Origin of the sequence: Mesorhizobium australicum (assembly GCF_900177325.1) — a bacterium.
Lineage (GTDB): Bacteria > Pseudomonadota > Alphaproteobacteria > Rhizobiales > Rhizobiaceae > Mesorhizobium_A > Mesorhizobium_A australicum_A.
The window spans coordinates 572,232-595,993 of sequence record NZ_FXBL01000004.1 but is presented as its reverse complement, the minus strand read 5'-3'; the positions used below and the strand labels follow the sequence as shown (position 1 = coordinate 595,993).

Annotated in this window: 23 protein-coding genes; 9 read left to right on the top strand and 14 right to left on the bottom strand. The window is 62.7% G+C overall.

The genetic code is table 11. The annotated features are described in order from the left end of the window. Positions 1-29 precede the first annotated feature (29 nt). The 5 genes from B9Z03_RS05250 to dctP (B9Z03_RS05230) all read right to left on the bottom strand — a co-directional run bounded on the left by B9Z03_RS05250 (position 30) and on the right by dctP (B9Z03_RS05230) (position 4,788). A complete protein-coding gene (locus B9Z03_RS05250) occupies positions 30-533 on the bottom strand; it encodes a VOC family protein (protein WP_085463221.1) in 504 nt (167 codons plus the stop codon). Further along, positions 533-1,840: a TRAP transporter large permease gene (locus B9Z03_RS05245; protein WP_085463220.1), complete on the bottom strand. Its 1,308-nt coding sequence runs from the start codon at positions 1,838-1,840 to the stop codon at positions 533-535. The genes B9Z03_RS05250 and B9Z03_RS05245 overlap by 1 nt, the downstream gene beginning before the upstream one ends. A gap of 29 nt (positions 1,841-1,869) precedes the next feature. Next, positions 1,870-2,436 carry a TRAP transporter small permease gene (locus B9Z03_RS05240; protein ID WP_176247437.1) on the bottom strand — a complete coding sequence of 189 codons (567 nt, stop codon included), beginning with the start codon at positions 2,434-2,436 and terminating at the stop codon, positions 1,870-1,872. Between the two features lie 2 nt (positions 2,437-2,438). Continuing rightward, positions 2,439-3,578 carry a TRAP transporter substrate-binding protein DctP gene (gene dctP, locus B9Z03_RS05235; protein WP_176247436.1) on the bottom strand — a complete coding sequence of 380 codons (1,140 nt, stop codon included), beginning with the start codon at positions 3,576-3,578 and terminating at the stop codon, positions 2,439-2,441. A gap of 67 nt (positions 3,579-3,645) precedes the next feature. Further along, positions 3,646-4,788 (bottom strand): TRAP transporter substrate-binding protein DctP, encoded by a 1,143-nt coding sequence (gene dctP / locus B9Z03_RS05230; RefSeq protein ID WP_085463218.1) that lies wholly within the window; start codon positions 4,786-4,788, stop codon positions 3,646-3,648. Positions 4,789-5,039: 251 nt separating this feature from the next. On the opposite strand from dctP (B9Z03_RS05230), the gene B9Z03_RS05225 reads away from it, so the two are divergent. Continuing rightward, positions 5,040-5,753: a FadR/GntR family transcriptional regulator gene (locus B9Z03_RS05225; protein WP_085463217.1), complete on the top strand. Its 714-nt coding sequence runs from the start codon at positions 5,040-5,042 to the stop codon at positions 5,751-5,753. Between the two features lie 27 nt (positions 5,754-5,780). Here the strand turns inward: B9Z03_RS05225 and B9Z03_RS05220 are convergent, their stop codons facing one another. From B9Z03_RS05220 to B9Z03_RS05210, 3 genes are read right to left on the bottom strand one after another with little or no spacing between them, the layout of a single operon-like run. After that, on the bottom strand, positions 5,781-6,839 hold the full coding sequence (locus B9Z03_RS05220; RefSeq protein WP_085463216.1) for an alcohol dehydrogenase: 1,059 nt from the start codon (positions 6,837-6,839) through the stop codon (positions 5,781-5,783). 19 nt (positions 6,840-6,858) lie between these two features. Beyond that, a complete protein-coding gene (locus B9Z03_RS05215) occupies positions 6,859-7,188 on the bottom strand; it encodes an AtuA-related protein (RefSeq protein WP_085463215.1) in 330 nt (109 codons plus the stop codon). After that, positions 7,185-8,534: an acyclic terpene utilization AtuA family protein gene (locus tag B9Z03_RS05210; protein ID WP_139832174.1), complete on the bottom strand. Its 1,350-nt coding sequence runs from the start codon at positions 8,532-8,534 to the stop codon at positions 7,185-7,187. Before B9Z03_RS05210 ends, B9Z03_RS05215 begins: the two co-directional genes overlap by 4 nt. A gap of 124 nt (positions 8,535-8,658) precedes the next feature. On the opposite strand from B9Z03_RS05210, the gene B9Z03_RS05205 reads away from it, so the two are divergent. The 7 genes from B9Z03_RS05205 to B9Z03_RS05175 all read left to right on the top strand — a co-directional run bounded on the left by B9Z03_RS05205 (position 8,659) and on the right by B9Z03_RS05175 (position 17,130). After that, complete coding sequence (locus B9Z03_RS05205) at positions 8,659-9,378, top strand: SDR family NAD(P)-dependent oxidoreductase (RefSeq protein WP_176247435.1); 720 nt, start codon at positions 8,659-8,661, stop codon at positions 9,376-9,378. Beyond that, entirely contained in the window at positions 9,371-10,168 is a 798-nt protein-coding gene (locus B9Z03_RS05200) for an SDR family NAD(P)-dependent oxidoreductase (protein ID WP_085463212.1), read from the top strand. The genes B9Z03_RS05205 and B9Z03_RS05200 overlap by 8 nt, the downstream gene beginning before the upstream one ends. A 152-nt stretch (positions 10,169-10,320) precedes the next feature. After that, a complete protein-coding gene (locus tag B9Z03_RS05195) occupies positions 10,321-11,292 on the top strand; it encodes an ABC transporter permease (protein ID WP_085463211.1) in 972 nt (323 codons plus the stop codon). Between the two features lie 47 nt (positions 11,293-11,339). Beyond that, entirely contained in the window at positions 11,340-12,356 is a 1,017-nt protein-coding gene (locus B9Z03_RS05190; protein WP_085463210.1) for a sugar ABC transporter substrate-binding protein, read from the top strand. Between the two features lie 63 nt (positions 12,357-12,419). Further along, positions 12,420-14,549 carry an ABC transporter permease gene (locus B9Z03_RS05185; RefSeq protein WP_085463209.1) on the top strand — a complete coding sequence of 710 codons (2,130 nt, stop codon included), beginning with the start codon at positions 12,420-12,422 and terminating at the stop codon, positions 14,547-14,549. Beyond that, positions 14,546-15,634 carry an SMP-30/gluconolactonase/LRE family protein gene (locus tag B9Z03_RS05180; protein WP_085463208.1) on the top strand — a complete coding sequence of 363 codons (1,089 nt, stop codon included), beginning with the start codon at positions 14,546-14,548 and terminating at the stop codon, positions 15,632-15,634. The genes B9Z03_RS05185 and B9Z03_RS05180 overlap by 4 nt, the downstream gene beginning before the upstream one ends. Continuing rightward, positions 15,631-17,130 carry a sugar ABC transporter ATP-binding protein gene (locus B9Z03_RS05175; RefSeq protein ID WP_085463207.1) on the top strand — a complete coding sequence of 500 codons (1,500 nt, stop codon included), beginning with the start codon at positions 15,631-15,633 and terminating at the stop codon, positions 17,128-17,130. Before B9Z03_RS05180 ends, B9Z03_RS05175 begins: the two co-directional genes overlap by 4 nt. A 44-nt stretch (positions 17,131-17,174) precedes the next feature. On the opposite strand, the gene B9Z03_RS05170 is transcribed toward B9Z03_RS05175, so the two are convergent. Further along, the gene (locus tag B9Z03_RS05170; RefSeq protein ID WP_139832173.1) at positions 17,175-17,984 is read right to left on the bottom strand and encodes an SDR family NAD(P)-dependent oxidoreductase; all 810 of its coding nucleotides are present in this window, start codon (positions 17,982-17,984) and stop codon (positions 17,175-17,177) included. 189 nt (positions 17,985-18,173) lie between these two features. Here B9Z03_RS05170 and B9Z03_RS05165 point away from each other — a divergent pair, with 189 nt between their 5' ends. After that, entirely contained in the window at positions 18,174-18,920 is a 747-nt protein-coding gene (locus B9Z03_RS05165; RefSeq protein WP_085463205.1) for a FadR/GntR family transcriptional regulator, read from the top strand. 57 nt (positions 18,921-18,977) lie between these two features. Here B9Z03_RS05165 and B9Z03_RS05160 read toward each other — a convergent pair whose 3' ends face one another. Genes B9Z03_RS05160 through B9Z03_RS05140 form a run of 5 tightly spaced genes read right to left on the bottom strand, consistent with a single transcriptional unit; the run spans position 18,978 to position 23,689 of the window. Continuing rightward, the gene (locus B9Z03_RS05160; protein WP_085463204.1) at positions 18,978-20,144 is read right to left on the bottom strand and encodes an acyl-CoA dehydrogenase family protein; all 1,167 of its coding nucleotides are present in this window, start codon (positions 20,142-20,144) and stop codon (positions 18,978-18,980) included. A 16-nt stretch (positions 20,145-20,160) separates the two neighbouring features. Continuing rightward, a complete protein-coding gene (locus tag B9Z03_RS05155) occupies positions 20,161-21,093 on the bottom strand; it encodes a 3,5-dioxohexanoate:acetyl-CoA acetone transferase (RefSeq protein ID WP_085463203.1) in 933 nt (310 codons plus the stop codon). Positions 21,094-21,114: 21 nt separating this feature from the next. Beyond that, a complete protein-coding gene (locus tag B9Z03_RS05150; RefSeq protein WP_085463202.1) occupies positions 21,115-22,347 on the bottom strand; it encodes an acetyl-CoA hydrolase/transferase family protein in 1,233 nt (410 codons plus the stop codon). After that, complete coding sequence (locus B9Z03_RS05145; protein ID WP_085463201.1) at positions 22,344-23,237, bottom strand: HpcH/HpaI aldolase/citrate lyase family protein; 894 nt, start codon at positions 23,235-23,237, stop codon at positions 22,344-22,346. The genes B9Z03_RS05150 and B9Z03_RS05145 overlap by 4 nt, the downstream gene beginning before the upstream one ends. Next, positions 23,234-23,689: a MaoC family dehydratase gene (locus B9Z03_RS05140; RefSeq protein ID WP_085463200.1), complete on the bottom strand. Its 456-nt coding sequence runs from the start codon at positions 23,687-23,689 to the stop codon at positions 23,234-23,236. The genes B9Z03_RS05145 and B9Z03_RS05140 overlap by 4 nt, the downstream gene beginning before the upstream one ends. Between the last annotated feature and the right edge of the window lie 73 nt (positions 23,690-23,762).

Below are 23,762 nucleotides of genomic sequence, written 5' to 3'. Positions count from 1 at the left end.
CTGCGGCCCAAGGTCCCGAAAGTCGAGACCTACAGAGGCATGTTCTCGGGGCGGCGCGGGTAGCAGTAGTCCGGCTCTGGTCGTTTGTAAGCCGGTGGCCGCCGGAAGACCTCCAGCACCATCTTCAACGGCCCGATTGTATCGAGATAGGCGAACTGGGTGCCGTTCCAGTTGCCCTCCATCAGAGGCGCGCAGCCCCGCTGGCTCGCTTCCGCGATCATGTCATCGTAGTCGTGATTGCCTGTCTGCACGAGGACATGATGCATGCCTTCGCCGTATCGATCGAGATGCTCGCGATAGATCGACGGTCCGCTGAGCGGCTGTACCACCTCCCACATGAAGCCGTCGGTCCACGCCATGGCGAGCTTCATCGAATAGGGCGTGTCCTCGCCGCGGATTCGCATGCCGGTCAGCGCGGGCGTCCACACCGCCCAGGGGCCGATGCCCGCCGTTTCCCAATAGCTGCGGATGGTCGCGTCGAGATCCTCGACAACGACGCAGACCTGTTTGACGCCGGTGAAGAGGGGCAGCATCAGCGCATCATCGAAGGTAGCCAGAGAATGATCTCCGGGAACACGATCAGCAGCGTGATAACGACAAGATCTGCCACCAGGAACCAGGTGATGCCGTAGAAGATGCGGCCTGTCGATACGAGGTCGCCGACCACGCTCTTGATGACGAACACATTCAGACCGATCGGCGGGGTGATCATGCCGATCTCCAGATATTTGGCGAGGATGACGCCAAACCAAAGCAGATCGATATTCGCGCTCTTGAGGACAGGGAGCAGGATCGGCAGCGTGAGCAGCATCGCGCCGATCGGCTCCAGGAACATGCCGAGCAGCAGGTAGACGATGGTGATGCCGATCATGAGCACGGCAGGGTCCGCGCCAAGGGCATTGATGAAGGCAGCAAGGTCGTTGCCGGCGCCGCTGATCGCCATGAAACGCGTAAGCATGTTTGCGCCGATGGCGATGATAAACAACGCGGCCGATGTCTGCATCGTCTCGACAAGCGAATTGTAGAAGCCGCGCCAACTAATCGAGCGGCGAACCAGAGCGATGATGAGCGAGAAGGCTGCGCCTGCGCCGCCCGCTTCCGTCGGCGTGAAAATGCCGAAGAACAGCCCGCCGAGCACACCCGCCATCAGCACTGTGACCGGCCAGGTTTCGCCGAGCGCCGCAAGACGCTCTGCTGCTGTGGGCTTCTCCGTCAGCGGCGGCGCAAGCGCGGGATTGAGCTTGGCCCGGATGATGATGACCGTGACATAGCCCGCGGCCGTGAGCAGGCCCGCGCCGACGCCGGCCATGAACAACTGTCCGACCGGAACCTGGGCGATGATGCCGTAGAGGATGAAGAGGATCGACGGCGGAATCAGCGCGCCGAGCGTGCCGGCCGCCGCCAGCGTGCCTGTCGCGAAGGCGGCGTCATAGCGGTTGCGCATCATTTCGGGGATGGCGATACGACCCATCGCTGCGGCGCAGGCAACCGACGAGCCGGTGACCGCCGCGAACCCCGCTGCGCCGAAAACCGATGCGATCGCAACTCCACCCGGCAGGCGCGACATCCACAGCCGGGCCGCGTTGAACAGGCCTTTCGTCAGCCCCGCGTGGAAGCACAGAAACCCCATGAGGAGAAACATCGGTACCGAGCTCATCTGCCAGGTCGCAGTGAAGTTCCAGGGGATCGTTCCCAACGCGCCGAACGCGGCGCGAGGCCCGACGATCGACCATATCCCCACGAAGGACACGCCTATGAGCGACATGCCGATGGGCACGCGAAGCGCGATCAGCGCAAGGAGGGCGGCAATCCCGGCATAGCCGATCGCAATGTTGGTCAAACCGTCCTCCCGGTCCGAGACTATAGTATTTAGAAGAAGGGCCTGTTGAGCGGCTGGGCCGCGCCACGCCGCAGCGCCAGCAGAATCTTGGCGACGAACGTGAGCGCCATCAGGGCGCAGCCGATGGGCAACAGGTAGCGCGCGGGCCAGGTCAGCAGCTTCGCGTCGTGTTCGATCTCGAAGGTGCCGATGTCCCTGGCGCGCTCGGCATCGAGCCAGGATTGCCACGCGAGGGCGCCAATAATGAAGGCCGCCATCAACATCGCAGCGATGTTGAGCGCGCGCTGGAGCCCCATCGGGAAGTGCTCCGTCAAGACTTCGACGGAGATATGCCCGTTGACCCGCTCCGTGAATGCCAACGGGAGGAACGCGACAACAATCATATAATAGTTCGAAACGACGGTGATCGTGCCGGGCAGCGGCATGCCGAACACGTATTTTGCTAACACGTCGATTGCGATGTGCGTCATCATCAGCGCGACAGCGACTGCGCCGACGACGGTCGTAACGTCGATGAGGCGACCGAGTATGCGAACGGGAAAGGCTGCGGGCCGTGGCGGTTCAGGCGTGTTTTCGCCGGGAACGACGTCTTCCATCGCTACTTCATCCCGTAAGTGGCGGGATCGAGCTTGGAATAGATCTCCTTCCAAAGGAGCTTGCGGTAAGCCTCGCCGTCCGTGGGATCGACCCCCTCCAGCTTGACCTTCCATTTGTCGACCAGCGTCGTGATAGTGGCCATTTTCTTCGCGACATCGTTGACGCCGTAGAGGGAGGTGAACTGCTGCCGGATCGTCTTCATGTCCTCCCTGACGAAGTCATTCGTCGCGGCGACGAACTCGTCAGTGGCGTTGACCATCGCGATACCTTTGTCGCGGATGGACTTCTCGGCATCGACTGCCTGGCGGTTGTAGCCGGCATTGACTTCAGCCGTCATGAGCGAGCCCGCCTGGATGAGCGTTCTGCGCTCTTCGTCGGTAAGGCTGCGCCACAGGTCGAGGTTCACATTCATCGAGGCGGTGCCGCCGAAGACGCCGCCGGGCGCGCCGACCATGATGGACTTCACAACGTCCTGAAGCTGGAAGTTTACGACATCGGGCGTGCCGACCATGGTGCACTGGACAACGCCCTGGCTCAGCGCCTCGAACATTTCCGAGCCGGGTATCGAGGCCTTGGTGCCGCCGAACTTTTCCACCCAGCGCCCGAACACCGGCGCGCCGACGCGGATCGATTTGCCGCGAATCTCGGCGATCGTGTTGATGGGATCCTTGCAGACGAGCGAATAGGCGGTCGATGCGCCACCACCCAGGAACACTTGGTTCTGGGCGGTGAATTCATCCTGGCAATCCGGACAATTCAGTGTGACATATTCGACGATCGCTCCTGACATCGCCATGTTCGGCGCCTGCGTTCCAGTCGTGACCAGCATCGACATATCGGCCGCGAGGTTCATTTCCGAGAACTCCGCAGGCGAATAGGGCGTCAGCACATAGCCGACGTCTGTGATGCCGTCGCGGATGCCGGCCGATGTTTCTTGCAGGCTGAGCAGCGTCATCGAGAAGACCTCGGCCTTGAAGGCCGAGCTGGCCGCAAGCCATTCCGCAACCGTCTTGTAGGCGATCGGCGGCACGGCAACCGGCGGGAAGCCGGACGAAAGCTTCAGCGGCTTGTCCTGCGCCATGGCCGACGTGGTCAGGGCAGTCATCAGGGCGAGGGTCGACGTGATGGCGATGCGACGCATGATCAATGTTCCGATTGATATTTGCAGGCGTGGGCGGGGGTGCGGTGGCGCACCCCGGCAATGCGTGTCAGTCCATGCCGTAGGTGGCGGGATCGAGCTTCGAGTAGATCTCGGTCCAGAGGAGGTCGGCATAGGGTTGGTTGGTCGAGATATCGACGCCCTGCAGCTTGCCCTTCCACTTCTCGATGAGGTCGCCGATGGTCTTCATCTTCGCGTCGACCTCCTTGAGGCCGTAGGTGTCGGTGAACTGCTTGGCGACGGCCTTCATGTCTTCCGTGACAAATGCGTCTGACGCCGCTTGCAGCTCAGCCGAAGCCGGCTCAACAGGGATGCCCTTTTCCTTGGCAATCTTCTCGGCGGCTGCCGCCTGCTGCTGGTAGCCAATCGCCACGCCGGCGGTGACGATACCTGCACCCTTGAGCAGAGCCGTGCGCTCCTCATTGGTCAGGCTCTTCCACTTGTCGCGGTTGATGTTGTTGGATGCGACCGCGCCGTAGACGCCGCCGGGTGCGCCGAGAACGACCGCCTTGGTCACGTCGAACAGCTGCCAGTTGACCAATTCAGGCGTGGAAAGTGTCGAGCAGTCGACCACCCCCTGGCTCAGTGCCTCGAACATCTCGGCGCCGGGCATCGTTACCTTCGTGCCGCCAAAATACTCCGCCCAGCGGCCGAAATTGCCACCGCCTACGCGGAACTTCTTGCCCTTGAGATCGGCGACCGTGTTGATCGGCAAGCGGCAGACTAGCGCGTAGGCCGAGCTCGCACCCGAACCCAGGAACACATGGTTCTGCGCCTTGAATTCGGTCTGGCAGCCATCGCAATTCAGCGCGACGTATTCGGCGAATGCGGCTGACATGACGAGGCCCGGCACGTCCGTCTTGGTGCCAACCGTGGTTAGCATGGTCATGTCGCCGGCAAGGTTCGATTCCTTGTACTCGGCTGGATAGTACTGCGTGAGCATGTAGGCCATGTCGGCGATGCCGTCGCGAAGGCCTGCCGACGTCTCCGGAAGGCTCAGGAGGGTCATGGCCGTCACGTCGAGCTTGAGGTCGCTGTTTGCGGCCAGCCAGTCTGCCAGTTGCTGATGCGCGACCGGCGGAATCGATCCGGGCGGGAAACCTGATGTCAGAGACAGGCGCGTTTCAGCCTGCGCTGTGGTGGCAAAAGCAGCGTAAGCAAGCGCCGCCAGGGTGGTCTTCACGATGTGCATTGGCTCCTCCCAGAGAATGGCACGATATGTAAATGATTTATTTTTGCTGTTGGTCTGACATTTAATACATTGCGCCGTGCGAGGTCCAGTCGGATTCGGCGATTGGGGACCATTTTTCGTGGAAAGCCGAAATTGTAACCGATTGAGCGGCTGGTTATGGAAATGTGTTTTCGGCTAGACCATTGCGCATCAACCGCTTGCGGCTGTATGGACACATCCACGCACACCCAATGTGCAAAGCTGAGAGTTGGATGACCTCGGAATATCAGATCGATCGCGTCGTGGTTCCAAAGGCGTCGGGCCTGCTTGCAACTAGGCTTCGCGACCTCATCATTCAGGGCGAATTCGCCTCCGGCGATCTGTTGCCGCCCGAGCGCGACCTCGTCGCCGAATCGGGATTGAGCCGGGGTTCGGTTCGCGAGGCGCTGAAGATCCTCGAGACCGAAGGACTTATCGAGATCAGGGCAGGGCGCTCCGGCGGCGCGCGCGTGACGGTGCCGAAGCGCACCGATCTGGCGCGTTCGACGGAACTGTTCGTGCGGACCAACGGGGTCAGTCTCGAGGCGCTGCTCGACTGCCGCATCGCGGTGGAGCCGATGCTCGCCAAGCTGACCGCGCGGAACCGCACCGAGCAGGAACTGGATATCCTGCGCGACCTGCATCGAAAATTCGAAGCGTCGACCGACGACATCCAGCGCTACAGGCGCGTCAATTTCCAGTGGCATCTGGCGGTGGCGAGCATGAGCCGGAACGAGCCGCTGACGGCACTGATGGAGGCGATCTCCACCCCGGTCTATGAGGCGACAGGCTATGAAGTCGTGACCACGCCCGAAACGCGCAGGGCGGCCGTCATGGCGCATGCCGAAGTGATGGCGGCGATCGAGCGGCAGGACGAGGCGGCGGCGGCACGCGGCATGGAGAAACATCTCACCGCCTATTCGTCCATCCTGCGGTCGAGCGAATAGCTCGGCCCGACCGCAAAAGACGCATTCTCAGGCGCCCTCGAGTACCAACCGACCCTTGACATGGCCGGAATGCAGTTTTTCCATCGCCTCGTTGGCCTTGTCCTTCGGCATCCGCTCGACCGGTGTCGGCTTGAGCTTGCCCGACTTGGCGAGATCGAGCACGGCCTTGAGGTCGTTCAGGCTTCCGGTCGCCGATCCGATGATCGCACGCGGCCTGAAGATGAGGCTGGAGACGGAGAGCGGAATCTCGCCGCCCGCGACGCCGACGAGCACGAGCTGGCCTCCGCGCCCGAGCGCCTCCATCGCCATCGTCACCGTCGCGCCATTGTTGACGAAGTCCATCGCCTGAAGAAGCGCGCCGCCGGCTGCCGCCTGGACCTGCGCGACCGCGTCCGGCGCCCGGCCGTCGATGGCAGCCACTGCGCCTTCGTCGAGTGCGGCCTGCCGCTTGTCCTCGGCGATGTCGACGACGATGATGTCGCCGGTGTGGTCGAGTGCGCGCAGCATGGCCATGGCCGCAAGACCGAGACCGCCTGCGCCGATGAGGAGCATCGGGCGGTCCTTGTGAAGCGGACGGAACTTGTTGATCGCAGAATAGACGGTGATGCCCGAGCAGGCATAGGTCGCCGCGCTGGCCGGATCGACATTGCCATAGTCGAACAGATAGCGCGGGTGCGGCGCGACGATGTGTGAGCCGAAGCCGCCGTGGCGGATGACGCCAATTGCGGCCGGCTTGTCGCAGAGGTTTTCGTCGCCGCTCTTGCAGCGCCAGCACTCGCCGCAACCCATCCACGGGAAGATCACGCAACGGTCGCCGATCGCGACGCCCTTGGCGTCCGGGCCGACGGCGACCACGCGGCCGGCCGGTTCATGACCGGGCGCACGCGGCAACTGAACGCCGCGGTCAGTGAGCGTCATCACCTTGCCGCCGCCGAGATCGTAGGTTCCCTTCCAGAAGTGCAAATCCGAATGGCAGACGCCGCAATACGTCACCTCGAGTACGACCTCGGTGCCCTTCGGCTCGGGGGTCGCGACCTCCAGACATTCAAGCGGCTGCCCATTCTTGACGACGGCCCAGAGTCTCATTGTATTTCCTCCCAAATGATCAACCAGCTCCGTCCGGCAGGTCGACCGTCAAGTCGAGCAGCAGGAAGGAGAACGACTTTCCATGCGCGTCGAGATTGAGGGAGGAATTCACGCCTCCTTCAAGCCCGTTTTCGATAACGAAATTCAGGACACCGAGATGCGGCACGCAATAGCGTGTCACGGGTCCGCGAAAGAGATCGGGATAGGACGCGGCCACCCGGTCCGCGTCGAGCTGACGCTCGACGGCTGGATAATGCGCAAGGTCTCTCACGAACACGGCGATGTTGGAGGTGTCGCCCTTGTCGCCTGCGCGCGCGGTTGCGATGTCACCGAGCCGGGTCTCTGTCATGAGACCATCATGGTGAACCGTGGCTTCACACGCTCGCGCGGAACAAGCGCCGATCGCGTGACGATCGACGGCAAGACGCGTCCGCGAACGCCGCCGCCGCCGGCCGGCCCTGCGATCCAGAGCGTCTCCATTTCCATCAGCAGGGCCTCTGCAAGATCCTTGTCGGACGTTCGCAGGGCTGCGCGCATCCGCACGTCACGCCCATCAGCGTTGCAATCGTCAGGTCTTGCGGTTGCGTGTTGTGAAGCGACGCCAATCAGATCGATGCGCATGTCGCGAATGCCATGCAGCACAGCCATCCGTTCGCACAAGATTTCGGCTGCATAGCGGGCGCGATTGGCAGCCCCATGGCCCGCATAACCGATTTCGGATTCGGCGAAGAAGCCGCCGTCAAAGCCGATTGTTACCTTGTAATTGTCCGGTGCGCGCCGGCCAGCCGCATTGCTGACGTCGACGCGATCATTGCCCCGGTCAGTGATGGCGACCCTGGTGAAATCCGCCGAGACATCGGGTGTCAGATAGGCAGACGGGTCATGCATCTCGTAGAAGAGCTGTTCGATGACCGTGCTGCGTGTGACACAGCCACCGGTTCCGTTCAGCTTGGTGATCGTCGCTGCGCCGGTCGGGCTGACCTCGGCGATGGGAAAGCCGACAAAGGCGAGGTTGCTGACCTCCTTGACGCCCGGATCGGCGAAATAGCCGCCGGTCACCTGCGTGCTGCATTCCAGAAGATGGCCGACGAGCGTGCCGGCGCCGAGCCTTTCCCAGTCTGACTGGCTCCAGCCATGCGCGTGGATCAGTGGGCCAAGCACCAGCGAGGGATCGGCCACACGGCCCGCGATGACGATGTCGGCCTCCGCGTCCAGCGCGTCAGCGATGACATTTGCGCCGAGATAGGCATTGGCGCAGATGGGCTCGCCGGTATGGTCGCCAAGGCGGCCGCCTTCGAGCAGCGGCGTTGCCGGCTCCAGAAGGTCCAGCACGTCGTCGCCCTCGACCACGGCGATGCGCAGTCCCGTCATGCCCAGTTGGCGCGCGACGTCGGCCGCGCATTCGGCGGCGCCGGCGGGATTGGCCGCGCCTGCGTTCGTGATGATCTGCGTGCGGGCTGCGCGACAGCCCGGCAGCGTGGCTTCGAGGCGCTTGCGCAACATCGGAATGTAGCCCGCCGACGGGTTGCGACGCCTGGCCAGATGGCTGTGCGCCAGTGTTCGCTCGGCAAGGCACTCGAAGAAGAGGAAGTCGAGTTCTCCGCGCTCGGCGAGATCGCGGGCGGGCTCGATCCTGTCGTTGGAGAAACCCGCGCCACAACCGATCCTGATCGCCCGACCTGAGGGCGCGGCCATATCTGACGGCTGCGGAGATTGCTGCGACATGCGTTCAACCATGAAACACGCCATGCATCTAGCATGCTCGACACATTGGTCAAACCATTTTATCATTATGCTTGGTTGATAAATGGAATTGAGAATGGCCGAGCGTCGATTTGTAATCACAGGTGGTGCGGGAGGCATCGGCAGCGCCTGTGCGCGGCAGCTGATCGAACTTGGCGCCAAGGTGACGCTCGTCGACATCGACAAAGGGCGGCTGGAACGTGTGCGCGATGGCTTCCCCACGGGGTCGGCTGACATTGTGGTCTCGGCGATCGACAGCCCGGCCGAAGCGGCGCGCGTGCTCGATGCAGCGGGCGGAGCTGTGTTCGGCCTTGTCCACATGGCAGGCGTCTTCGAGCCCGATCCGCTCGACGCGGATAGGCACGATGTGTGGGACCGCGCCATGGCGGCGAACCTCACCAATGCCTACGATCTGGCGGTTGCCTACCAGAGCCGACGCGACACGTCACAGGTCGGGCGAATCGTCTTCTGCTCATCGACCGCCTATAGGCGCGGGACGGCAGGCTATGTCGCCTACGCGTCGGCCAAGGCCGGCATCGTCGGCCTGACCCGCAGCCTGTCCCGGCAGTTTGCGCCGCATACGCTGGTGAACGCCGTTGCGCCGAGCGCGATCCTCACATCGATGACAGTGGATGTGCTGAAACATCGGTCGGACGCGCTGCTTGCCGGAATACCATTGGGGCGGTTCGGCGAGGCGGAAGAAGTCGCGTCGGTGGTGACGTTCCTGTGCGGACCCGGCTCATCCTACGTCACGGGACAAACGATCAATGTCGATGGCGGGACGCTCAATGCCTGAGACGACAAAGCCGGGGCGGGTCGACGGAAAGGTGGCAGTCGTCACCGGTGCAGCCAATGGTATCGGCGCGGCCTGCGCGCGATTGCTTGCCAGTGAGGGCGCCAGGGTTGTGCTTGCCGATCTGGACGAGGCCGGCTCTCAGCAGCAGTTGCAGGAGATCGAGCAAGCAGGCGGCACGGGCCTCGCCATTCGCCTCGACACGACATCAGAAGCGGAGTGGCGGCGAGCTATGGAAAAGGTCGCCGAGAGGTTTGGTCACCTCGACATCGCGGTCAATTGCGCTGGCGTCAGCATACCCAGAATCTATCCGACCGAACTCTCTCTCGAAGACTGGCGCGCCGTGATGGCGGTCAATCTCGACGGCGTGTTTCTCGGGACGAAGCACGCGCTCGCCCTGATGGAGCGCAACGATCCGGCGCAAGGGTCCATCATCAACATTGCCTCCGTCATGGGCATGGTCGGTCTGGCCGATGTCTCTCCCTACAACGCGTCGAAGGGAGGCGTTCGCCTGATGACGAAATCCGTCGCGCTGTCATGCGCGCAGAAGGGCGTGGCGGTGCGGGTCAATTCGGTCTGTCCCGGCTTCACCGACACGCCGATGGTGCAGCGGTCTTTTGCCCGCTCGTCGGACCCGGATGATCTCAGGCGCAAATATGATGCGCTGCAGCCTGTCGGGCATATGGGCGTGCCGGACGATATCGCCTGGGGCGTGCTTTATCTGGCGTCGGACGAATCCCGTTTCGTTACCGGGGCGGACCTTGTGATTGATGGCGGGTTCACGGCGCGATAGCGCCGCGCCATTCAGCCGGATGTGCTGAAAATCCGCGCCGCATGATCAAGATGTATTAATGGTCGTCCATTATATTGACAACATAATAAATAAGGTAGATCAAAACTTCCGATTCCGCTGGGGCAAGCGCCAAGTCAGCACGGGAGGGGATCATGAGACTGGAACGGATCAGCCAGGAGCACGTCGTGGCCGCGATCGCGGTCGTGCTGTTCGTGTCATTCGCGCTGACGCTTCCGGGCTTCACCTCGGTCGGCAACATCGTCTCGCTGATCCAGAGCGTCTCGATCCTCGGCATCCTCGGCGTCGGTATGGCGATCTCGATCATCGGGCGGGGCATCGATCTGTCGATGGTCAGCATCATGGTCATGTCGGTCGGCTGGGCGTTCCAACTGGTCAATGGCGGAATGCCGGTGACCTCATCGGTGCTGCTGGCGATCGGCTTCATCCTGCTTGTCGGCATCGCGAACGGTATCCTGATCGCCTACGTCGAAATCCCCGCGATCTTCGCCACGCTGGCGATGGGCACCGTTGTCTATGGCGTCGGCCGGACCTGGATGGTCGATCTCGATGTCGTCTATCTGCCGGCGCAGGGCGGGTGGCTATGGGCTCTCGGGCAGGGCCGGCTGTTCGGCATTCCCGCGCCTGTCATCGTCTTCGGCGTGGTGAGCGCGGTCGTCTATCTGTTCCTGCGCTACACCAAATGGGGCCGGTTCCTCTATGGCGCGGGTGACAATCCGCTCGCTGCGCGCATCACAGGCCTGCCAACGCGTCCATTGATCGTGCTGCAATATGTCATGACAGCGTCGCTTGCGATGATCGCGGGCTTCGTCATGGCGACCGCGGTGTCGAGCATGAACACGCGCGTCGCGCTGTCGACGCTGGTCTATGACGTGATCCTCGTCGTGGTGCTCGGCGGCGTCGGTCTGGCCGGCGGCAAGGGCGGGGTTCGGAACGTCATCGTCGGCACGCTTCTGATCGGCGTGCTGCTCAACGGCATGACGATCATGAACCTCGGCTACACGGCCCAGAACATGTTCAAGAGCCTCATCCTTCTGGCGGCGATCGTGATCGACCAGATCCTCAATCCCCGGGATGAGCAGACCGCGCAGAGCGGCGACATCTAGCAATTTTACGCTGGCGCGTTCCGCGACCAGAACAAGGAGGGGTACGCATGAGGAAGATCATTTCGCTTGCCGTCGCGACCGTGCTTGGCTGCGCCGGCCTGGCGGTCGCACAGGACGTCAAGGATGACGGGCAGTCGGCGACCTACTACGAATCGCTCAAGGGCAAACGGGTCGCGTTCGTGCCCGTCGCCATGGGCTTCGACCTGACCGAAGGCTGGTTTGCGGGCATGCAGAACCAGGCCGAGGCGCTCGGCTATACGGTCGAGGTGCGCGATCCCAACTGGAGCACCGAGGCGGCAACGCAGGCCGCAAACGGTTTCATCGCCGAAAAGCCGGACGTGCTTGTTCTGCACCCGCTCGATCGGCAAGCCTATAACCGCATCGTGCCGCGCGCGATGGCCGAAGGCATCAATGTCATCCAGATCAACCTGAAATCGGTTGCGAACGGCGACGTCTATGTCGGGGCCGACTGGTATCAGATCGCGACACTGATGGCCGAGGACATGGTCAAGGCCTGCGGGCAGGGCAGCGGCAAGAACGGCAAGGTCGCTTATGTGCTCGGCCGCCCGAACACGCCAGGGGTCGAGACCTCGATCGCGGCCTACAACGAGGTGCTCAAGCAAGATTCGAGCATCTCGATCGTTGCCGAGCAGATGGCCGACTATGATGCGACGAAGGCGCAGGGCATCACCGCGACGCTGCTGAAGCAGCACCCGGATCTCTGCGGTGTCATGGGCATCTGGGACGGTCAGGATATCGGTATTTCGGCCGCTGCGCGCGATGCCGGCATGCTCGACAAGTTGCACATCGTCACCTCCGGCGGTGGTGCAAAGTCGGCGGCCTGTGACAATGTCGAGAACGGCAATTTCGGCGCCTATTTCAGCTATGACGTGCCTGGCCAGACGCGCGACCTGAATGCGGCCGTGAAGATGCTGCTGCAGACCAAACCGAAGCCCGGCTCGACGCCGTTCGCGCTCTATACGCCGATCAAGCGCATCGCGAAGGACAACCTCGCCCCGTCTTCCTGCTGGACGCTCGACGAGCTGAAGCGCTCGGGCGGCTGATCCATAAATCCTGCGCTGCCGGCTCCTGAACGGGGCCGGCAAATCCTTCACTGAGGTGTCGAGATGTCGTTGTCGGAATCCTACTCGCGCTGGCGCTACAAGCTCGTCCCTGACCATGTCGTCGGCGAGATCCTGGCAAAGCCGTGGATCGACAATGCCATCCCGACGCTGCTGCTGGGCATCGTGGTCGTTTCGTTCGCGATCCTGATGTCGGGCTATTTCACGTCGGCGGGTCTGTCCGATGTGTCGCGCGTGTTCGGCGAGAACCTGTTCATCGCCATCGGCCTCGCAATCGTCATCATGGCAGGCGGCATCGATCTGTCGATCGGCTCGACATTGGCATTATGCAACCTGGCGGCGCTGGCGCTGATCAACAATTACGAGATGCCGCTGGTTATGGCGTTGCCGATCGTGCTCGCGATCGGCGGGTTGGTCGGCCTGGTGAACGGCATCGCCATTGGCTACCTGCGCTTGCGCGCGTTCCTGACGACGCTGGTGACACTCATCTTCGTCCGGTCGCTGGTCGAACTGCTGCTGCAGAAATATCCGACCGTGTTCACCAGCGGCTTCAACCAGTCAGCCGCATGGGAATTCATGGCGGTCGGCATTGTCTACGGCATTCCCGGCGTCCTGATTTTCGCGCTAGTTGCGGCCGTCATCCTGCATGTCGTGCTGACACGCACCCGCTTCGGCTGGCACGTGATGGCCGTCGGCGGATCGCGCCGCTCGGCCTACAATGCCGGCATCCATGTGCGCCGCACGGTCTGCCTGACCTATGTCATCTCTGGTGTCATGGTCGGCATCGCCGCATGTTTCTACGCGGCGCGCCAGCTCAACGCAGGCTCGGATGTCGGGCTGGGGCTCGAATTCACCGTGCTCACAGCGGTGGTGCTCGGCGGCGTAAGCCTTGGGGGCGGGCGCGGCTCGATTGTCAAGGCTGTGCTCGGCACGATCATTGTCGTGCTCGTCCAAAATGCGCTGATCCGCATGGGACTGCGCAGCGGCGCGAGTTCCACGGTCCTTGGCTGCATCCTCCTGCTCGCCGTCGCCATCGACGTGCGCTGGCTGAAGAACCGCCACAAGGTGCTGTCGCGCGCCTATGTCTCGCCGACCTATTTCCGCCTGCCGCCATTGCCGGAGACTGCGTTCGGCTCGAGTTCGCCTTATGCGATGAACGACAAGCTAAAGGGCGTGGAGGCAATCGGGCTGGGCGATCTGGACGGACCGGAGGACATGGTTCTCGACTGGGAGGAGAACGTCTATTGCGGCAGCCGCCACGGCGACATCATCCGCTTCTTCGCCCCGGACTACAAACGCTGGGAGGTGTTTGCCCATATCGGCGGAACGCCGCTCGGCATGGCCTGCGATGCGCAGGGCAACATCTATTCCTGCGTAGCCGGGATGGGGCTCTACAAGATTACACCCGATCCCGCGCGCGAGGTGGTCAAGCTGACTGACGAGACGAACCGGAGTCGCCTGTCGGTCATCGACGACACGCGCCTGAGGCTGGCGGACGATCTCGATATCGCGCCGGACGGCCGGATTTTCTTCTCGGAAGCGACCGTGCGTTACGAGGTCTACGAGTGGATGGTGGACGCGCTCGAAGCGCGGGGCAATGGCCGCATCATCTGCTACGACCCGCGCGACAATTCCACTAAGACCGTCGTGTCCAATCTCCAACTGCCGAACGGCATCTGCGTAGAGCGCAACGGCCAGTCGCTGCTGTTTGCCGAGACTTGGGGTTGCCGCATTACGCGGTGGTGGTTCGACGGGCCGAAGAAGGGTCAGTCGGAAATCGTCATCGACAATCTTCCGGGCTATCCGGACAACATCAATCGCGGTTCCGATGGCACCTATTGGTGTGCGCTGACCGGCATGCGTTCAGCCGCATTCGACGTGGCGATGCGCTTCCCGAAATTCCGCCGGCGGATGGTGTTGAAGATCCCGCCGGACGAATGGCTCTACCCGAACATGAACACGGGTTGCGTCATCCGCTTCGACGAGCAGGGAAATGTGCTCGACTGTCTGTGGGATCTCGGCGGCGAGGCGCATCCGATGCTGACATCCATCCGTGAGCACAAGGGCAAGCTGTTCCTCGGTGGTGCCTACAACAATCGGATCGGGCGCTACACGATCCCCGGCGCCGACCAGAACTGGGTCGCCCTCGAAGACTATTGGGGCAAGAAATCATGATCGGCGCGCTGCGGAGAAAATGGGACGAATTTCGCGGCAGCGGCGACGCGGCCGTGACCGTGCCGCCAATGGACGGCGTGCTGCGACCCAATCAGGCGATCGAGGAGGCGGCGCTGGTCGCCGGCGAAACCGCGCCGGACAACCTGGTGGTATCGGGTGGCGTGGTGCACTTTTCGAGCGGTGCGCGGCTGATGCGCTCGGAAGACAGCGGAAAGCCTGCGGTGCAGGTCGCAGCCTATTCGAGCCCGATTGCCGCTATGGCGGCGCGCGACGGGACGATTGCGATCGGCCTTGAGACAGGCGCGATCCTGCTGCGTGCCGGTGATGGCAGTGAGCGGGAGATCGTCGGCTCGGCTGCGCCGATCAGGTGCCTGACCGCGCTGACCTTCGATGCCGACGGCAATCTTCTGGCTTGTGAGGGATCATCGAAAGCGTCGCTCTCTGACTGGAAACGCGACCTGCTCGAACGGCGAGCGGATGGCGTGGTCTGGAAAATCGACCTAGCCTCCGGACGCGCGGAAAAGCTCGCATCCGGACTTGGCTGGCCGGCGGGCATCGTGGCACTGAAAGACGGGCGTGTAGCCGTCGCGGAGAGCTGGCGTCATCGTGTGATCACAGTTTCCGCAGGTGGCAAGGCGGAGCCGGTTCTGTCCGACCTCCCCGGATATCCGTCGCGGCTCGTGCCGGCAGCCGGCGAGGGTTATTGGCTGTGTGTTCCTGTGCCGCGCAGCCAATTGATCGAACTCTTGCAGCGCGAACCGGCCTACAGGCGTGCGATGATGAACGAGACATCGCCCGACCACTGGATCGCGCCGAGTCTCAGGGCCTCGACGACGTTCCTGGAACCTTTGCAGGGCGGCGCGCTGAAACATCTCGGCATTCTCAAGCCATGGGCGCCGTCATGTTCATACGGGCTATTGATCCGGCTCGCCGCCGATTTTGCGCCAATCGCGAGCTATCACAGCCGCGCCGACGGGCGGCGTCATGGCGTCACCAGCGCGGTCGACCATGCAAGCGGCGCGCTGGTTGCCTGCAAGGGTGCAGACGCGATTGTTCGGCTCGAGGAATCAACGGAGGTCGCATGAGCACCGCGCTGATCGAAATGCGTCAGGTGACCAAGGAATATCGCGGCGTTCCCGCGGTCTCCAAGGTCGACTTCACGCTTCAAGAGGGCGAAATCCACTCGATCCTCGGCGAGAATGGCGCGGGCAAGTCCACGCTGACAAAACTGATGGCGGGCGTGACGCAGGCAACACACGGCACGATGCTGCTGGACGGCAAGGAAGTTAGCTTCTCAAGTCCAGCCGAGGCGCTGGAGAATGGCGTCGCGATGGTCTTTCAGGAGACCAGTCTGGTACCGTCGATGACTGTGGCGCAGAACCTCTATCTCGGTGACGAGAAATGGTTCAACCGCATCCGCGGCATCAACATCTCGGCGCAGACTTTCATGCAGTCGCTGAACTTCAACGTTCCGCCGACGGCAGTTGTCTCGACGTTGGGCGCTGCGCACAAGCAGATGGTCGAGATTGCGCGGGCCGTGCGCAAGAACGTCCGCGTCATCATCTTCGACGAGCCGACCGCTGCGCTGACGCCTGAAGAAAAACACCATTTCTTCGCGCTGATCCGTCGCCTCAAACTGCGCGGCGTATCGATCATCTTCATCTCGCATGCGCTGGAAGAAGCGCTGCAAATCTCCGACCGGATCACGATCCTGCGCGACGGCGAACTCGTGAGCAGCGACGTCACCTCAAGCTTCGATCGTGACAAGATCATCCGGGCGATGGTGGGGCGTACGCTGTCAGACCAACTCTACCGTCACCAGACGGGGCAGGGGTTGCGGAAGGCGGGACGCAAGGTGCTGAGCGTGCAGAACGTCTCGATGGGATCGGTCGTGCGCAACTCGTCGTTTTCGATCTATTCCGGTCAGGTGACGGGCATGTTCGGGCTGATCGGGTCCGGCCGAACCGAAACCGCCAAGATCATCGCCGGCGTGCTCAAGCGCAATTTCTTCAATGGCGGCGAGATCCATGTCCATGACCGGCAGGTGCGCTACCGCGTGCCGAAACAGGCGGTTCGCGACGGCATCGTCTACGTTACGGAAGATCGAAAGATCGAGGGCTTATTCGAGACAATGTCGATTGCCGAAAACGTGCACATGGGCAAGCTCGCGGCAGGTTTCGATTCAACGCGCGTGATCAGCATGGAGGAGATGAAGGACCTTGCCGCCGAATGGAGCAAGGCGCTGAATATCCGCGCGATCAACAACAACGCCAAGGTGATCGAGCTTTCAGGTGGCAATCAGCAGAAGGTCGTCATCGCCAAGTCCCTTGTGCAGAAGCCGAGCCTGATCATCTTCGACGAGCCGACACGCGGCGTCGATGTCGGCGCGATCGCCGAAATCCATCAGCTGATCAACGGGCTGGCGGACGAAGGCCATGCCGTCATTGTCATCTCGTCCTACCTGCCGGAAATCCTCAATCTCTCGGACCGAATCCTGGTGTGGCGTTCGGGCCGGGTTGTCGAGGAATTCACGCCGCGTGAGGCGACCGAGGAGCGGATCATGTTCGCTGCGGTGCACTGAGGCGAAGGTCCGGCACGAAGCGCCGGACCATCGTGTCCGTGCACTCAAGACGTGTCCTTCTCGTAGCCGGCGCGCGGCACGAGACGCAGCAGATTGCGCACGAAACCGCCATCGACCGTCAGTTCCTCGCCGTTGACGTAGTCGGAGAGATCGCTGGCGAGAAACAGGACGGCCTTGGCGATGTCCTCCGGTTTGCCGATGCGGCGCGAGGGGATCATCTGCTCCCGCGCCTCCCGAATGCCGGGGCGCGCATACATGGATTCCGATAGGGATGTGAGGATCAAGCCGGGGCTGACGCAGTTGGACCGGATGCCCTGCTCGCCCCATTCGACGGCGATCTGCCGCGACAGCATCTGGACGCCTGCCTTCGCCACAGAATAGGCGCCCGCGAAAGGCGTCGCATGCTTTGCCGCCACCGACCCGACATTGACGATCGAGCCTCGACCCCTGGCGTGCATCTGCCTGCCGAAAGCCTGGGCGCACAGGAAATATCCGGTCAGATTGATCGACAAGAGGAGGTTCCAGTCCGCCAGCGTGAGCTCGTCGAGCGAGCCTGCGCGGATGATCGCGGCGTTGTTCACCAGCACGTCGCAGGGGCCAAGCCGGCTTGCCACCTCTCCGGCAGTTGCCCGGACGGCGGCCTCGCTCGACACATCGCATTCCAGCGCCAGCGCGTCACCGCCGGCCGCGCTGATCTCGTCTGCCAGGCTGGCGATGCCAGCCCGGTCCCAATCCAGGATCGCCACGCGAGCACCGGCGGCAGCAAGGGCGGTCGCGCCGGCCCTGCCGATTCCGCTCGCTGCGCCCGTAACCACAGCAATCTTTCCTTCGAGTGAAAGGACATCATTGGTCATCGCAATCTCCTCCATGCGTAGACATTGGCGGCTAAGTCGCGGCCAGCACGGTTATTGAGCCGAAGCTTCCTGTTGATGAACTGCAACTGTGAGAGGTGGCGACGCCAACCTGTCGCGATTGCCGCTATCGCTGCTCAATGGCGCGGCATAAGATGTGCGATAATTCCATACCGCGATTTGGTCATCTGAATGAACAACCGAAATGTTCCAACCATTACGCCGGTCCAGGTGCCGAAGGCCGCCGACATCCTGGCGGCGCAACTGCGGGAGATGATCGTCAGCGGCAAGCTGCTGCAGGGCAGCTTTCTGCCGACCGAGCGGCAGCTCGTCGCCGATTCGGGTCTCAGCCGCACATCGGTGCGCGACGCGCTTCGCATCCTCGAATCGGAAGGCCTGATTACGACCAAGGTGGGCCGCTCGGGCGGCTCCATGGTCACGCTTCCGGGGCGCGAGGCGGCGGCGAAATCCTTCGAACTGTTCGTGCGCACGCATGGCATCCGGCTGGATTCGCTTTTGAAGTGCCGGGTCGCCGTCGAGCCGACGCTGGCTGAACTGGCCGCTGAGAACCGGACCGAGGCGCAGCTTGCCGAGATGGAGGCGCTGCATGAGCAGTTCGTCGCCGTGGTTGACGATGTCCCGCGCTACAAGAGCGTCAATCTCCAGTGGCATCTGGCCATTGCGCGGGCGAGCGGAAACGAGCCGCTGGTTGCGCTGATGGAGGCGATCGCCATGCCGATCAAGGACGCGCAGGACTATCAGCACGTCACGACGCCCGAACTGCGCCGGACGGCCGTGGCCGCGCACACCAAGATACTCGATGCCATCCGTCGCCGTGACGCGAAGTCCGCGTTCCGCCGCATGCACCGGCATGTGGCCGCCTATCACGAGATCGCGGTTGGCGGCGCAGAGGGGATGCTGGACGAAAAGACCGCATAGCTAGCCAAAGGTTGGCGGGCTGGTGGCGCGTATCAGCGTCCGGCGTTCGAGCCATGCTCAGTATGATTTCGGCTGGCCGAGAACTTTCTCGGCGATGAACGACAGGATGAGCTGTTCGGTCACCGGTGCGATGCGCGGCAGGATCGATTCGCGGAACAGCCGCTCGACCTGGAATTCGCGTGCATAGCCCATGCCGCCATGCGTCATCACCGCCTTGGTGCAGGCATCGAACGCCGCGCGCCCCGACAGGAATTTCGCCGCGTTGGCCTCGGCGGCGCAGGACTTGCCATTGTCATAGAGCGAGGCCGCCCGCAGGCACATCCAGTAGGCGGATTCGAGATAGGTCCAGGCTTCCGCGAGTGGGTGCTGGATACCCTGGTTCTGGCCGATGGGTCGCCCGAAAACGACGCGCTCGCGGGCATATTTGGCGGCGCGGTCGATCGCATTGCGGCCCACGCCGATCGCCTCGATGCCGACCAGAATGCGTTCCGGATTTAGGCTGTCGAGGATGTAGTAGAAGCCCTTGCCCTCGTCGCCGATGCGATCCTCTTCGGGGATGAAAAGATCCTCGATGAACACAGCGTTCGAATCGACGGCATTGCGGCCCATCTTGTGAATGCGGCGCACCTCGATCTTCTCGCGGTCGAGATCGGTGTAGAACAGCGTCATGCCGTCGGTTGGGCGCTTACACTCCGCCTTCGGGGTCGTCCGGGTCAGGAGCAGGATCTTATTGGCGACCTGGCCTGTCGACGTCCACATCTTGCGGCCCCGGACCATGTAGCCGCCATCGACCTTCCGGGCGAAGGTCTTGATGGAGGTCGTGTCGAGGCCGGCATCGGGTTCGGTGACACCGAAGCAGGCTTTTTCCTTGCCTTGAAGGAGCGGCACCAGCCACCGCTGCTTCTGCTCGGGTGAGCCGTGAACGACGATCGAATGAGGCCCGAACAGGTTGATGTGGATGGCGGAGGCGGCTGAATAGCCGCCGCCGCTTGATGTCGCCGCATGCATCATGATCGCGGCTTCCGTCACGCCCAGTCCTGCGCCGCCGACCTCCTCGGGCATTGTGATGCCCAGCCAGCCATTCTTGGCCAAAAGGTCGTAATATTCGACCGGGAAGCGCGCATTTTCTTCGCAGTCGGTCCAATACTGGTCATCGAAATTGGCGCACAGGTCACGGACGCTCTGGTCAATGGCCTCATGTTCCGGCGTGAGCTGGATGTCCATGGCGATCCCCTGACGATCAGAAGCCGACGTTCTTCGGACCCTTGGTCTCGAGCATTCGCCGCGCGTCGTCCGGCGTGGCGATGTCGAGCGAGAGTTCCTGCAGGATGCGCTTGATCTTCGCGACCTGAGCGCCATTCGACGGAGCGAGCTCGCCCTTGCCGAGATAGAGATTGTCCTCAAGCCCGACGCGAACATTGCCGCCGAGGATCGCGCCCATGGTGACGAAGGGGAACTGATGCCGCCCGGCGGCTAGGATCGACAGATAGTAGTCGTTGCCGAACAGCCGGTCGGCGGTCGACTTCATAGTCATCAGGTTTTCGGGCTCGGCTCCGATGCCGCCCAGAATGCCGAAGATGGACTGGACGAAGAAGGGCGGCTTGACGATGCCCCGGTCGGCGAAATGCGCCAGATTGTAGAGATGGCCGACGTCGTAGCATTCATATTCGAAGCGCGTTCCAAAATCACCGAGTTCGGTCATCGCGCGCTCGATCTGCGTGAAGGTGTTCGAGAGGATGAAGTCGCGCGTCATCATGAGGTAGGGCTGTTCCCATTCGTGATTGAAGTCGCGGATGCGGCCGGCCGCGCCGGAGATGTTGAAGTTGAACGAGCCCATGTTCATGGACGCGATCTCGGGAGCCGCCCATTTCGCGGCGGCCAGCCGCTGATCCATCGTCATGCCGAGACCGCCGCCGGTCGTGATGTTGACGATGGCGTCGCAGCCATCCTTGATCTGCGGCAGGAAGCGCTTGAAGGCCTCCGGGTCCTGCGTCGGGCGGCCGGTCTCCGGCTCGCGTGCGTGAAGATGCAGGATGGCAGCACCCGCTTCTGCGGCGCCGATCGCGTTCTGGGCGATCTGGTCCGGCGTCACCGGGAGGTGAGGCGACATCGTGGGCGTGTGGATCGAGCCCGTGATGGCGCAGCTGATGATGACCTTGTCGGCACGTCTCATGTCGAATTCACTCCCTGTTGGTCAAAGTCGTCCGGCGATCTGACGCCAGGCTGTTTCGAGGTCTGCCCTGTGCTGAGGGGCAGCCACCGAGATAAGCCGCTCGCCGCGTTCGATAGTGGTTGCGCCCCGCAGATCTGCGATGCCGTGTTCGGTGACGATCACGTCGATGTCGTGCCGAGGGATCGAGACAACTCCATCGATGGAGCCGACGACGCGCGAGATCGCTCCGTCATTGGAGACGGAGGGCAATGCGACAATGCTGATGCCGGTGGGCGAGAGGCTCGCCGCACGGGAAAAATCTGCTGCGCCGCCGACGCCACTGATGGCGCGGCCGTCGAGCATTTCCAGATTTGCTTGCCCGAAGAGGTCGACCGACAGGGCGGAATTGACCGTGATCAGCCGATCGACCGAGCCAAGCACGGCCGGCGAATGCGTGTGATCGCAGCCGAGGACGGCCAGGCCGTCGCGCCCCGCCAGCCAGTCATAATAGGCGCGTGTGCCGACGTGCACGCAGCTGGTGTGTATGAAGTCGGCATCGAGGGCGCCAGCTTCTTGCAGCAATCTCGTTCCGTCGGACAGCATGCCCGATTGCAGGCGCAGGCACCGCCTGTCAGCAAGCAGGCGCAGCAGCGCATCCGGCACCTTGCCGAGGCCGATCTGCAAAGCCGCGCCATCGTCGATCAGGCTTGCGACGGCGCGCGCGATCGCGTCCGACTGGGGCGAGGGCGCGCCGACGTCATATTCCACCAGCGGTTCATCGATCTCGGTCACCACGTCAGCGGCGCTGATGTCGATGGTGCTCGCTCCCGGTATCACCGGAATGTTCGGATTGACGACGACAGCTAGCCTTGCCGCGCGCTTCAGAACGATCGGCGTGAATTCCACCGATGGGCCAAGAGACGCGCGGCCATTTCCGTCAGGCGGCGCGACGTGGACCACGAGCCAGTCGAAATTCGCTGACGGGAGATGACGCCTGAACGTGCCGTAGGACATCGGCAGGTGGTTCATGGAGCCCGATGCCTGCACCCCGCGTGGTCCCGCCGCGAATGGGCCCGCAAGTCGCCCGCCATTAGGCAGCTTTCCGGCGAGCGTCGGGTTGATGCCGGGCACATAGCTGGTGGTCAGATGAAGCGGTGGCGCGTCCGGCGCGACAAGCGCCGTGGACAGCGAGCGTATCTCCGCCGCTGAGCCGGGGAGAAAGACGCTCGATCCGTGCGGGATGCTTGAGATGATGCGCGCCGCCGCTGTCGTCATTTTGCAGCCGCCCGCTCGTCGATCGCGGCCATGCGCGCCAGCACCTGTCGTGCTTGCTTCAGGTGAGGGATGTCGTACATCTTGCCGTCGATGCCGACGACGCCGGTTCCCGGTTGAGCCTCGAACGCGGCGACGACCCGGCGCGCAGTTTCGATGTCGGATGCTGACGGCGTAAAGGACTCGTTGATCCCTGCAACCTGTGCCGGATGGATGGCGATGCGGCCGGTAAAACCCTCCTTCAATGCCGCCATGCAGTCACCCCGCAGGCCCGCATCGTCGCTGAAATCGGCATAGAGCGTTTCGATCGGCGCGACGCCGCACGCCTTGGCGGTGATGAGACAGTTCGATCGCACCATCTGATAAGTGAACGCCCAGCGCCCGTCAGGGCCCTTGTTCGTGCTTGCGCCCAGCGCGGTGGACAGGTCCTCTGCGCCCCATGTCATTCCGTAGAGGCGCGGAAGGTCGGCTTTCGCGTAGTCGGCCAGGCCGAATGGCGCGAGCGGCGTCTCAGTCGCGACAGGCATCAGGCGGATCGGCTTTTCGACGTCGTCGCGGCGTTCGAGCACGTCGAGCATGGCGCTGAGCCGCTCCAGTTGGGACGGATGATCGACCTTCGGAACAACGAGCCCGTCGGGCCTGCCGCGGACGACCGCGACGATGTCGTCGAGGCCGCCTTCGGACATCGGGTTGACGCGCACCCAGAGCTCGTTCGCGCGCGTGCCGCCATTGGCGGCCAGATAGTCGGCGACCATGCTGCGCGCCAGCGGCTTACGCTCGACAGCGACCGAATCCTCGATGTCGAGGATCAGCGCGTCTGCGCCGGAACCCGCGCCCTTAGCGAGTTTCTTTTCGCTGTCACCGGGGACAAACAGGAACGAACGTAGGGTCATGCAGGCCTCTTCAGTTGCAGGCCGCTGCGCTTGCAGTGCGCGACCAGTTCACCACGCTGGTTGTAGGCGCGATGGAGGAAGGTGACGATGCCCTGGTTGGGACGCGACTTGCTCTCGCGCAGGTCGATGACCTCCGTCTCGACGCGGATCGTGTCGCCGTGGAATGTCGGCTTCGGGAAACGGACCTCGTCCCAGCCCAGATTGGCGACCGCCGTGCCGAGCGTTGTTTCGCCGACCGAAATGCCGACCATCAGTGCAAGGAGGAAGGCGCTGTTCACGATGCGCTGGCCGAACTCGGTCTCAGTCCGGCAATATTCCTCGTCGAGGTGCAGATAGGCTGGATTATGGGTCAGCGCGCTGAACCAGACATTGTCGGTCTCTGTCACCGTGCGGCGGATCTCATGCTTGAAGGTCTGGCCCACGACGAGCTCGTCAAAATACACGCCAGCCATTCAAAATCCTCCCAATCGGTCTTACGTAATAAATGGTCTAATATTTTAGTTGATCCCACGTGTCGAGCGGTTT

What these genes read in the sequence shown, in the direction of transcription:
- B9Z03_RS05250 (WP_085463221.1), bottom strand. Translation starts at nt 533, where the DNA reads ATGCTGCCCCTCTTCACCGGCGTCAAACAGGTCTGCGTCGTTGTCGAG.
- B9Z03_RS05240 (WP_176247437.1), bottom strand. Translation starts at nt 2,436, where the DNA reads ATGGAAGACGTCGTTCCCGGCGAAAACACGCCTGAACCGCCACGGCCC.
- dctP (WP_176247436.1), bottom strand. Translation starts at nt 3,578, where the DNA reads ATGCGTCGCATCGCCATCACGTCGACCCTCGCCCTGATGACTGCCCTG.
- dctP (WP_085463218.1), bottom strand. Translation starts at nt 4,788, where the DNA reads ATGCACATCGTGAAGACCACCCTGGCGGCGCTTGCTTACGCTGCTTTT.
- B9Z03_RS05225 (WP_085463217.1), top strand. Translation starts at nt 5,040, where the DNA reads ATGACCTCGGAATATCAGATCGATCGCGTCGTGGTTCCAAAGGCGTCG.
- B9Z03_RS05220 (WP_085463216.1), bottom strand. Translation starts at nt 6,839, where the DNA reads ATGAGACTCTGGGCCGTCGTCAAGAATGGGCAGCCGCTTGAATGTCTG.
- B9Z03_RS05215 (WP_085463215.1), bottom strand. Translation starts at nt 7,188, where the DNA reads ATGACAGAGACCCGGCTCGGTGACATCGCAACCGCGCGCGCAGGCGAC.
- B9Z03_RS05210 (WP_139832174.1), bottom strand. Translation starts at nt 8,534, where the DNA reads ATGGCCGCGCCCTCAGGTCGGGCGATCAGGATCGGTTGTGGCGCGGGT.
- B9Z03_RS05205 (WP_176247435.1), top strand. Translation starts at nt 8,659, where the DNA reads ATGGCCGAGCGTCGATTTGTAATCACAGGTGGTGCGGGAGGCATCGGC.
- B9Z03_RS05200 (WP_085463212.1), top strand. Translation starts at nt 9,371, where the DNA reads ATGCCTGAGACGACAAAGCCGGGGCGGGTCGACGGAAAGGTGGCAGTC.
- B9Z03_RS05195 (WP_085463211.1), top strand. Translation starts at nt 10,321, where the DNA reads ATGAGACTGGAACGGATCAGCCAGGAGCACGTCGTGGCCGCGATCGCG.
- B9Z03_RS05190 (WP_085463210.1), top strand. Translation starts at nt 11,340, where the DNA reads ATGAGGAAGATCATTTCGCTTGCCGTCGCGACCGTGCTTGGCTGCGCC.
- B9Z03_RS05185 (WP_085463209.1), top strand. Translation starts at nt 12,420, where the DNA reads ATGTCGTTGTCGGAATCCTACTCGCGCTGGCGCTACAAGCTCGTCCCT.
- B9Z03_RS05180 (WP_085463208.1), top strand. Translation starts at nt 14,546, where the DNA reads ATGATCGGCGCGCTGCGGAGAAAATGGGACGAATTTCGCGGCAGCGGC.
- B9Z03_RS05175 (WP_085463207.1), top strand. Translation starts at nt 15,631, where the DNA reads ATGAGCACCGCGCTGATCGAAATGCGTCAGGTGACCAAGGAATATCGC.
- B9Z03_RS05170 (WP_139832173.1), bottom strand. Translation starts at nt 17,984, where the DNA reads ATGACCAATGATGTCCTTTCACTCGAAGGAAAGATTGCTGTGGTTACG.
- B9Z03_RS05165 (WP_085463205.1), top strand. Translation starts at nt 18,174, where the DNA reads ATGAACAACCGAAATGTTCCAACCATTACGCCGGTCCAGGTGCCGAAG.
- B9Z03_RS05160 (WP_085463204.1), bottom strand. Translation starts at nt 20,144, where the DNA reads ATGGACATCCAGCTCACGCCGGAACATGAGGCCATTGACCAGAGCGTC.
- B9Z03_RS05155 (WP_085463203.1), bottom strand. Translation starts at nt 21,093, where the DNA reads ATGAGACGTGCCGACAAGGTCATCATCAGCTGCGCCATCACGGGCTCG.
- B9Z03_RS05150 (WP_085463202.1), bottom strand. Translation starts at nt 22,347, where the DNA reads ATGACGACAGCGGCGGCGCGCATCATCTCAAGCATCCCGCACGGATCG.
- B9Z03_RS05145 (WP_085463201.1), bottom strand. Translation starts at nt 23,237, where the DNA reads ATGACCCTACGTTCGTTCCTGTTTGTCCCCGGTGACAGCGAAAAGAAA.
- B9Z03_RS05140 (WP_085463200.1), bottom strand. Translation starts at nt 23,689, where the DNA reads ATGGCTGGCGTGTATTTTGACGAGCTCGTCGTGGGCCAGACCTTCAAG.